The 4,012-nt window shown below is 38.6% G+C and carries 5 protein-coding genes; 4 read left to right on the forward strand and 1 reads right to left on the reverse strand.

What is annotated here, in order from left to right:
• Positions 1-218: 218 nt before the first annotated feature.
• On the reverse strand, positions 219-977 hold the full coding sequence (locus I6F41_RS17825; RefSeq protein WP_058374038.1) for a DeoR/GlpR family DNA-binding transcription regulator: 759 nt from the start codon (positions 975-977) through the stop codon (positions 219-221).
• A 265-nt stretch (positions 978-1,242) separates the two neighbouring features.
• On the opposite strand from I6F41_RS17825, the gene I6F41_RS17830 reads away from it, so the two are divergent.
• The 4 genes from I6F41_RS17830 to I6F41_RS18130 form a co-directional block, all read left to right on the forward strand.
• Complete coding sequence (locus I6F41_RS17830) at positions 1,243-2,514, forward strand: porin (protein ID WP_182684611.1); 1,272 nt, start codon at positions 1,243-1,245, stop codon at positions 2,512-2,514.
• Positions 2,514-2,708 carry a hypothetical protein gene (locus I6F41_RS17835; protein WP_058374040.1) on the forward strand — a complete coding sequence of 65 codons (195 nt, stop codon included), beginning with the start codon at positions 2,514-2,516 and terminating at the stop codon, positions 2,706-2,708. Before I6F41_RS17830 ends, I6F41_RS17835 begins: the two co-directional genes overlap by 1 nt.
• A 324-nt stretch (positions 2,709-3,032) precedes the next feature.
• A complete protein-coding gene (ltnD, locus tag I6F41_RS17840) occupies positions 3,033-3,938 on the forward strand; it encodes an L-threonate dehydrogenase (protein WP_182684612.1) in 906 nt (301 codons plus the stop codon).
• 2 nt (positions 3,939-3,940) lie between these two features.
• A partial coding sequence (locus tag I6F41_RS18130; protein ID WP_442960633.1) for a four-carbon acid sugar kinase family protein occupies positions 3,941-4,012 on the forward strand: 72 nt, incomplete at its 3' end.

The following is a 4,012-nucleotide window of genomic DNA, read 5'->3' on the forward strand; positions in this document are numbered from 1 at the left end:
AAGAGCAGGGCTAACTATTCCGATTCATCCCATCGACGCCGCTTCGCGTCGATCAATGGGTTTTCTCGGAAAATTTCTATAAAGATGTATTCAATGCTTTGCACAAGCAAAGGAAGCTTTTTAGTTACTGAGATCAGTACACGATGAGTGGTTTTATAAACGAAGAAAATAAAACGGTATTTAATAAAATACCGTTTACTCCGCTGCTACTATTAAAATCAGCCTACGGCTACTTGAATGCCTTTTTCTTCAAGCTCATTACGGACACTTTCTGGAAAAGCGCTATCGGTTATAATTATATCAAAGCATTCAATATCGAGTGCGTGGAAGGTGCCGATCTTTCCATATTTAGAAGAATCAGATATTAAAATTATCTTTTGTGCAGCCTTAGCAACTGCTTTTTTAATGATAACTTTTGGTTCACTCGGCGTAGAAAGTCCTCGTAAGTTCCAAGATGAAGTAGAAACAAACGCAACGTCTATATTCATGCCATTTAAAAAATCGGCCACTTTGCTGCCCACACTCGATTGATTGTCACGATCGACACGGCCACCTGTATGGTAAAGTTCACTCGAACTATGTTTCATTAAATACATGGCAATCATAAAGTCGTTAGTAATAAAGAGTAAATCATTTCGAGGTGCTAAATGACGTGCAATTTCAAGTGAAGTGGTACCAGCATCAAGATAAACCGATGCATTTTCAGGCACAAATTGACTTGCTAGTTTGCCAATTACTGCTTTTTCTGCTGCATTCTGGTGCGCTTTCGCGTCATGAGATGGCTCATTATGTAATATTGTAGTTAACTGCACTCCCCCTGATACCGATAATACTTTGCCATCTTTTTCTAACTTTGCAATATCACGACGAATAGTCATGTGAGATACCGCAAGATTATCAACTAATTCATTGATACTAATAACATCTTGCTGTGAAAGTAATGATAAAATTATTTTATGGCGCTCTGCTGGGATCATAATGGCTAATGTCAGTTATTATTTTGTAGCTATCTTATCAACTCAACCTGCAACTGTGAAGTTATGCTTGTTATTGTTAAATAACTTTATTTTTCTGCAATTTCATTCGTACTTTCAACAATTTTTATATTTTTCCATGCCTAAAATGTTATCAATTGGTAAGTTATGTGAACAAACTGCTTGACGATATTAAAATCCAAACATATAGTCACAACAATTAACGAGGATTAACACATAGAGCCGATATCTCAATAAAGGAAAGTACATGAACAATCAAATACCCTTCAATAAAAAATTACTTACTGGCGTATTACTGGCAGGTCAACTTTGTTTTATAAATAGTGTTGCTGCACAAGAAAATGGCTCAAATACCAATGAAAGACTCGAACAGCTTATTATAAAACAACAGCAGCAATTAGAAGCTTTAAAGCAAGAAGTTAACCTACTAAAAAACAGAAGCAATGATAATGTAGACGTCACTATGCAAGCGCCTGCAATACCACAAAGTAAGGTAGTTCATGCCGACCCTAAGGCTAAAACTAAGCTTGTTGTATCTGGCTGGGTAAACCAAATGCTATCGGTTGTTGATGATGGTGAAAGCGTTGATGCTTACATTGTTGATAATGACTTTGCTGAAAGCAGAATTAAATTTTTAGGTACTGTTGCAGCCAGTGATGATATGACTATAGGCGCAAAAATTGAGCTTACTATTGCACCTAACAAATCTGGTAACGTAAGTCAAACGAACCAAGATGTTAATAATATTTTCGATCAACGATACACAGAGGTGTACCTAGAAAGTCAGCGCTACGGTAAGCTTTCGTTAGGTAAAGGCTTCACCCCGTCACATTCAAGCGCTTTAAGAGATTTATCAGGCACAGCACTTATTGCTAGTGCAAACGTGACGGATCAAGCTGGCGGTTTATTTTTTAGAGAGCGTAATAGTGGCACTTTAACTGACATTAGGATCCTAGATGGTTTTAATAGTTTTGATGGCCTAAACCGACGCAACCGCCTGCGTTACGATACACCTACTTTTAATGGCTTTAGCTTAGCTACATCTATTATTAGCGATAGTCGATACGATGCAACGCTATCGTACGAAGGACAAGCTAACGGGCTTAAAGTGATTGGCGCAGCCGCTATTGCTGAACCTAATTTGACCAATGCTGATTTACAATATGATGGCTCTGTTTCGGTACTTCATGAAAATACAGGGTTAAATTTAACGCTCTCTGGTGGTATGTTAGAGCGTGAAAACCAAGATAACCCTAGTAATCTATTCGCTAAATTTGGTTTAATTAAAAATTATACGAGCTATGGCCAAACCGCTTTTTCGCTTGATTACACACGCTCAAAACACCTACCTAATGAAGGAAGCGAAAGTACAGCCTATGGGTTAAGCACTGTGCAACAATTAAATAAATTCGGTACTGAAGTGTATGCCTCATACCGCATCTATTCACTAGATTTAGATATGGGCAGCGACGTTAACGATATTCAGGTGCTATCTGTAGGAGCAAGGGTGAAATTTTAATGAACATATTAAATAAAAAAACGCGACAAATATTCCTACTCCTTGGCGTAATTATGCTTGCTGGCTGTAGTGGTCTTAAACCTTATCAATGGCATGATGAACGTGAAGAGGGTTTAAAAACAGGCCTTTTTAGCGGCGCTGATGGCGAGTTTGTTATTTTAGATAATACTAACGAAAAAATAACCGTAAAATAAACGAATTCAAAATATGACATAACAAAGCTAATCACACTTTTACCCGTTAAATGTATGATTAGCTTTAGTTAAGACGTGTTGACCTTGGCAGTATTAAGCCATTTAAAACAAATTATATTTACCTCCTTCCATAGCTACTATTTTTAACTACCTATATTCCACATAAATTCACAACACAACCTAATACTTTAAAGTACTAATCTATGACTAAATGGTCGGTTTTATAAGCTAAAGTGCTTGACGACCAAATCACCTTAACATATAGTCACAATAGTTAACTATATTTAACACAAAGCACATACACGTTTAAAACGAGGTGAATAGATGAATGAACAACCAATCAAATCAGTCGCTGTTATAGGCCTTGGTTCCATGGGAATGGGCGCAGCTCAGTCGTGTGTACGTGCAGGACTTGATGTATACGGTGTTGATTTAAACCTTGAAGCGCTAAAAACATTAAAAGAATATGGCGCTAAAGCGGTATCAAGCAACGCGAATGATTTTGCCAAAGACCTAGATGCGGTACTTTTACTGTTAATTAATGCAAAACAAGTAAAGTCTGTATTGTTTGACTCTGGCCTTGCTCGTGCCCTTAAGCCAAACACAGCCGTTATGGTATCAGCTACTATTTCTGCCCAAGACGCTAAAGACATTGCAGCGGGTTTAGCTGAGTATCAGCTTATTATGTTAGACGCCCCGGTATCTGGCGGCGCAATAAAAGCAGCTAGCGGTGAAATGACTATTATGGCATCAGGCTCAGCAGCAGCCTTTACTAAACTTGCGCCTATTTTAGAGGCAACCGCCGCAAAAGTTTACAACATAGGCCTTGAAATAGGGCTAGGCGCAACGGTAAAAATTATTCACCAGCTATTAGCGGGTGTACATATAGCAGCAGGTGCTGAAGCAATGGCATTAGCTGCACGGGCAAATATTCCTTTAAATCTTATGTACGATGTTGTAACAAATGCAGCCGGTAATTCGTGGATGTTCGAAAACCGCATGAAACATGTGGTTGACGGTGACTATTCTCCTAACTCTATGGTTGATATTTTTGTTAAGGATTTAGGCTTAGTTTCAGAAACCGCGCGAGATCTCGAGTTCGAACTTCCTCTCACTAGCACCGCGCTTAACATGTTTACCAGCGCCAGTAATGCCGGTTTTGGCAAAGAAGACGACAGTGCCGTTATAAAAATTTTTAAAGGTATTGAGTTACCTGGTGTGGAGAGCTAATTATGTTACTTGGTGTAATTGCAGACGACTTTACCGGAGCAACCGACATTGCTGGTTTCCTCGTTGAACATGGT

It is taken from the genome of Pseudoalteromonas sp. SCQQ13 (genome assembly GCF_015864415.1).
Taxonomy (GTDB): domain Bacteria; phylum Pseudomonadota; class Gammaproteobacteria; order Enterobacterales; family Alteromonadaceae; genus Pseudoalteromonas; species Pseudoalteromonas nigrifaciens.

Coding starts and splice junctions, on each gene's coding strand:
- I6F41_RS17830 (WP_182684611.1), top strand. CDS start 1,243: ATGAACAATCAAATACCCTTCAATAAAAAATTACTTACTGGCGTATTA.
- ltnD (WP_182684612.1), top strand. CDS start 3,033: ATGAATGAACAACCAATCAAATCAGTCGCTGTTATAGGCCTTGGTTCC.
- I6F41_RS17835 (WP_058374040.1), top strand. CDS start 2,514: ATGAACATATTAAATAAAAAAACGCGACAAATATTCCTACTCCTTGGC.
- I6F41_RS17825 (WP_058374038.1), bottom strand. CDS start 977: ATGATCCCAGCAGAGCGCCATAAAATAATTTTATCATTACTTTCACAG.